Annotated in this window: 3 protein-coding genes; all 3 read right to left on the bottom strand. The window is 31.7% G+C overall.

The features are described from left to right. Nucleotides 1-125: 125 nt before the first annotated feature. Complete coding sequence (locus EIG86_RS02940; RefSeq protein ID WP_127844655.1) at nt 126-698, bottom strand: transglycosylase domain-containing protein; 573 nt, start codon at nt 696-698, stop codon at nt 126-128. A 242-nt stretch (nt 699-940) separates the two neighbouring features. Next, entirely contained in the window at nt 941-3,472 is a 2,532-nt protein-coding gene (locus EIG86_RS02935; protein WP_127844654.1) for an N-6 DNA methylase, read from the bottom strand. Nucleotides 3,473-3,723: 251 nt separating this feature from the next. Next, nucleotides 3,724-4,230, bottom strand: a complete 507-nt coding sequence (locus EIG86_RS02930) for a hypothetical protein (RefSeq protein ID WP_127844653.1) — start codon at nt 4,228-4,230, stop codon at nt 3,724-3,726. Between the last annotated feature and the right edge of the window lie 220 nt (nt 4,231-4,450).

The raw sequence follows: 4,450 nt of genomic DNA, 5'->3' as shown, positions 1-4,450 counted from the left end.
TCTCGCATATCGACTCGTTGCGGGAAAATTAGTAATTATTTTTCAATTATTGATTTTAACTTCCAGAAAATCCTAAACTTCGATTTCAGCCCAACCGCCGCAATGAGCGATATGTAGTGTTGTGGTTAGTTTTTTAATTCAGAAAGTTTTTCTTTTAATCGTTCTGGATATCTTTTCGGATTATATAAGGTTGGATTTTTAAGCATTAATACTAAAGTTGCAAGTTCTTCGTAATTTAAATCCGAAATTCGTTTATTAAAATAAAACTCAGATGCGGAGTTCAATCCTTTTGAATTATTTAGAAAATCAAAATTTTGAACATAATAGTTTAAGCATTCTTTTTGTGTAAATTCTTTTTCCAATTTCCAACCAAGAACATATTGATTTATCTTAAATCTACTAATTTCATTTACTAAGCTAATATTCCCAGCACTCAAACATGGGCATTCTCTATCAAATTTTTCTTTTAATCTGTCAGTTATAATTCCATCAGTGTTTGTAATAGGATTTATCTCATTAAAAACCTTAACGAATTCGGAAGGAAGTTCGTTCGAGCTATCAATTTGTGTTTTTAGATGCTCAAATTTTTTATTGTCGAATGGATTATAAAAATCACTTTTTAAATATTGAACAACTAAAAATCCTATTACTAAAACTATAATAAGTCCAATAAATATAAATTTCAGTAGTTTTTTCATGTTCAAATTAACCACAACGGTCTAGTGTATGAGCAGTAGCGGGTTAAAACCCACTAACTTTTCGGTTAAACACTTACCTTTATTAATATTCATTTCGTTTCAATTTTGCACAAAACCCGCTATTGCTTATACACATTGTTACCTGCTGGCTTTCTTCCGTTCTGCTTGGTTTTCAGCGTTGGCGTGAAAGCTCTTTGCAACCGCAGGAACGAGGATTGCAATGTGCTTGAACAAGCGTAGGATTAAAATATTTTATCAATTACATCTTCTCTTGATTTGTTTAATTCTGAATATGCCTTTTCAATTACGTTTAGTGAGTTTTCTATTTGTCCGATATATAAATCAGCCATTTCTTTTTGTTCTTTTTCATTCAATTTTACTATGTCAATATCAAAGAAATCTTCATTTAATAAATTTTTAATTCCTGTTGTTTGATTTTGAATAAACTCCATATAGCCTAAATGATATAGACTTCTTAAATAAGAGTAGACATATTCAGAGTTCATAATATTTTCATTGATTACAATTTTTTGTAGAAAGTTTGAAAATACAACTGGCTTGTCAGTTGGTAATTTTTTAATAATCGCAACTCTGCCAACTGGTTGGATTGGGCTACCACCTGATTTTTCAATTAATATTTCATTTTCCTTTAAACTAAGTTTTTTAATTTTTTTCTTAGGGATATATCGTAAAGCAATATCGGATAAGTCTAAATTAAAATTGTTGTCAAAATTTGTGTTTCTAAGGACATAACATAATTGATAATCATTTGGAATATTATCATCGTTTGGGTCTTTTCCCCATTCTCCAGAGGTTGAAGAAATCACACAATCTTGTAATTTAATTTTTTCTGAGGCTCTATTATCAATTTTTGCTTTTAATCGTTTGAAAGCTGGTGAATAACCTTTAGGGTCTATTCTTTTGCCTTTAAGCTCGTCAGACTTCACTACAAAGACTTTTTCCGCAAACTCTTTGTCAATAGAGAGGTTATCTGGTAATACTTCAAATCTCTTGTAATGGTCTAATATACCATCTAAGTCATTCACTAAGTCATCTTTACCTGCTGCTGTATATCCAATTCTTTCTGCCATAGCCATAAAAACAGGATAATTATTTCTCTTTTCTTTAGATTTTAATCGTCTAACAAAAAGTAATGAAGATTTTACATTCGCCCCATAATGACTAAATGCAATGTCAGGCAATGAAATTACTGCTAATAGCTTTGTTTTTTCTAATATGTAGTCTCTAACATATTGTAAGGAAGAATTTATCGCAATGCTATCAGGTAAAACTACTCCCATTATTCCTGAACCTTCTTTTAGGAAATCAATACATCTTTCGATAAATAAAATTTCCGTTTTCTGATTTTTCCGTTTTTTGACTTTACCACCTAATTCAAATTGCTCTATAAAGCCTTCTTCCTTTTCAGTTGATTTTACAGTAGCTCCAAATGGTGGATTCGTTAAAATGTAGTCAAAAGAATTTGGTGTAAATTTTTTATGGTGGCTCTCAATTCTTTTAAATTTTTCCAAACTGTCAAAGGCAATGACATTTGTATGACCATCATCGTGGATAATCATATTCATTTTACAAACTCGGGCGATTTGGTCATTTATTTCAATGCCGTATAAATTGTCTTTTGCGAAATTATGCCAAATTGTATAGGCTTCAAATGGGTCGTAATTTTCTTCTGCATAGTTTCTCACATAATCCATTGAGTTTAAAAGAAAACCACCACTACCACAAGCTGGGTCTAAAACTCTATCCGTGTGCTCAACTTGAAGAAGTTCAACCATAAATTTGATTACGTTTCTTGGTGTAAAAAATTGACCCATTTTACCTTTAAAAAAGTCTTCCATAAACTTTTCAAAAGCAACACCTTTAGTATCTAAATCGGTTTTGTTTATTGAAATTTCCTGTAAGTGTTCAACTGCTGAATAAACAATTTTTGGAGATAGTTTTATTTCTTCGTTGAATACTTCTCCATTACCTTTTTTTGAAGCTTGATAAATAGCATCAATTCTTTTAAAAACTTCATCAGGTGTTTCGTTGGTTCCTATTTGAAAGTCATAATATTTACCATTTGGCTTAGTTTTCTCATCCTTTAGTTTGCAAAACAATAATTTGGAAACTTCGTCAAAAGCTGTTGTAGGTGCTAATTTACCGCCTTGCCAAATTGTGTCATTGCATTTAGAAAGAGCAGAAATTAACTCTTGCCTTGATACACTTTTTAAATCTCTTTGATTGTCTCCTTTAATGAATTTGTATTTTGGTGCTTTTCCATATTTTTCAGGTATATCAGCAATAACATTTTTTTCCCTTTCACTTGATTTAAAACCGCCAACATCAAATGCTGTCCTTGTGTTTCCTGCAACAACGGAAGCGAATTTTGCTCTTTTACTGTTAGCATTACCAAATGCTTGTTCAATAGCTTGTTTAAATTCTGCATCCGTAATCCCATCTTTTTTTGCTTCTACAACTAAATATGGTTTTTTACAATCATCATCTTCATAGACTACTATGTCTGCTCTGTCATCAGGAATTCGTCTCTCAACTTTTACTTCAATGTCAATTCTTTTAGCTGGATACTTATAGTCTCGTATTAATTCAACATAATAAGCTGCTCTGATTTTTTCTTCTGGGTTTTTAAATGAGGTTGAATATTCTCTTGAGCAATAGTATGTTATACGACTTTCATCGTCTTCAAGAGAAATTAATTTATGCTCAATCCCAAATTTTATATTTTGCCAAATTGCAGACTTTAAGTCTTCCATTCATTTTAAATTTTAAAGTGTTACTTCTAATTCGCAAAGTTAGTATTTTATTCAGCGTTGGCAAAAAAACAATGTGTGCGATAGCACTCTTTGTTTTTGTGCGTTTGGCTTTTTTCAGCTTGCAGGTAACGTTTTCGTGTATGCGCAGTAGCGCGTTAAAATTCAAAAACTCTTAAATTCAGTCTCAAAGTTAGCAAATTATCGCAAAATTTGGTTTCAATCACAAACCCAGCTATTGCGTATACACAGTGTTAGCCACTGGCTTTTTCATTTATTTGTTCAAAAATATCGGATAAGAAATAGTCTTTGTCTTTAGGCACTATCCCAAATTCCAATTTAATTTTTTCTAAAGTTTGTTCATCCGCTAAATCAAAATCGTGCAAAGAACTCAAGTCAGATATAAAACAGTCGTAGAAATTAATTCCGATTATTTTGTCAAAAAATTCGACTGCGATATGTTCGTTTTTTTCAATTCGGTCACTCTCGGTAAATTCTATTGGAACATTCGCTCCAGGTCTTGGAATTTCCGTATTATTTTTCTTAAAATCAGAGAGGTGTTTTTTTAGGTTTTCAACAGCTTTATTTTCCGTTTCTCCGTGAGCGACTAAACTCCACCAGTTCGTAAATTTTGCTCCATATTCCACGTCGTTTTGTTCCGCATTTGGATTTTTCCACGTTTCTAATGGATAATCATTAAAATTCCATTCCGATTTTAGAAATGATTTCAGGTATTTTATTTTGGCTTTCAGTTGATTCATTCAGCTTGTGGCTAACGGGTTCGTGTATGCGCAGTAGCGCGTAAAAATTCTAAAACTTTTTAATTCAGTTTCAAAGTTAGCAAATTATCCCAAACTTTGTTTTCAGTCACTAACCCAGCTATTGCGTATACACAGTGTTGTACAGCGTTTTTGGTTATCAGAAAATTCACTGAAAAGCGATTAACTTCGAAGCCATTTTTTTCTTTTCAGCGTTGTTATT

Source organism: Psychroflexus aestuariivivens (genome assembly GCF_004010055.1).
In the GTDB taxonomy this organism is placed as follows: Bacteria; Bacteroidota; Bacteroidia; order Flavobacteriales; family Flavobacteriaceae; genus Psychroflexus; species Psychroflexus aestuariivivens.
The sequence above is the reverse complement of the archived record's forward strand: the minus strand, read 5'-3'. Positions and strand labels throughout refer to the sequence as shown.

Coding starts and splice junctions, on each gene's coding strand:
- EIG86_RS02930 (WP_127844653.1), bottom strand. CDS start 4,230: ATGAATCAACTGAAAGCCAAAATAAAATACCTGAAATCATTTCTAAAA.
- EIG86_RS02940 (WP_127844655.1), bottom strand. CDS start 698: ATGAAAAAACTACTGAAATTTATATTTATTGGACTTATTATAGTTTTA.
- EIG86_RS02935 (WP_127844654.1), bottom strand. CDS start 3,472: ATGGAAGACTTAAAGTCTGCAATTTGGCAAAATATAAAATTTGGGATT.